Annotated in this window: 1 protein-coding gene; it reads left to right on the forward strand. The window is 67.5% G+C overall.

Annotated elements, in window-relative coordinates:
- Positions 1-95 precede the first annotated feature (95 nt).
- A protein-coding gene (locus tag EK403_RS22035; protein WP_128779594.1) for an IS630 family transposase occupies positions 96-1,042 on the forward strand; the annotation gives its coding sequence in 2 pieces (ribosomal slippage) (positions 96-432 and positions 432-1,042; 948 coding nt in all).
- Positions 1,043-1,057: the final 15 nt, after the last annotated feature.

Below are 1,057 nucleotides of genomic sequence, written 5' to 3' on the forward strand. Positions count from 1 at the left end.
TAGAGCGGGTCCTTGGTTTTCCGATTCTGCGTTGGGATTCCGTCGAGGCGTGATGCGTGCGAGTCCTTCGCCATCTGAGGTGGCGGAGGATTGGGATGGCTCGAGCTTACAGCCAGGACCTTCGGGATCGTGTGATCGACGCGGCGTTGAGAGACGGGACGCCGGCGCGTCATGCGGCGGCGCGGTTCGGGGTCGGGATCGCAACGGCGATCCGGTGGGTGCGGCAGGCGCGTGAGAGCGGCGATCGCAAGCCCGGCCGACAAGGCCAGCCGATGCGCTCGAAGCTCGACCCGCATCGCGACTACGTGCTCGAACTCGCCCGCACGAGCGACATGACGCTCGCCGAGCTTGCGGAGAGGATCACGGCCGAGCGCGGCGTCGCGGTCGGGCGGACGGCGGTGTGGGTCTTCCTCGGTCGCGCCGGCCTGACGGTCAAAAAAAGACCGCGCACGCCGAAGAGCAGGAGCGTCCGGACGTCCTGAAGCGAAGGCGCGACTGGTTCGCGGCCCAGCCGGAGCTCGATCCGGAGCGGCTCGTGTTCATCGATGAGACCTGGGCCTCGACCAACATGGCCCGCCGCCGCGGCCGGGCCCCGAAGGGCGAGCGGCTCCGGGCCGCGGTCCCGCACGGCCACTGGAAGACGACCACCTTCGTGGCCGGCCTGCGTCTGACGGGCATGGTCGCTCCGATGGCGCTGGACGGGCCGATCAATGGCCGCAGCTTCCAAGCCTATGTGGATCAGGTTCTCGTACCGGAGCTTGCGCCCGGCGACGTCGTGATCATGGACAACCTCGGAAGCCACAAGGGAGCCGGCGTGCGCGCAGCGATCGAGGCCGCCGGCGCCAGGCTGCTCTACCTCCCGCCCTACAGCCCCGACTTCAACCCGATCGAGAACGCCTTCTCCAAACTCAAGGCGCTCCTGCGCAAGGCCGCCGAGCGATCCGTCGACGGCCTCTGGGACGCAATCGCACGCATCGCAGCATTCATTGAACCCGCAGAATGCGCCAACTTCTTCAAAGCCGCTGGATACGATCCGGATTAACGCGAATCCGCTCTA

The sequence above is a fragment of the Hansschlegelia zhihuaiae genome, assembly GCF_004103825.1.
In the GTDB taxonomy this organism is placed as follows: domain Bacteria; phylum Pseudomonadota; class Alphaproteobacteria; order Rhizobiales; family Methylopilaceae; genus Methylopila; species Methylopila zhihuaiae.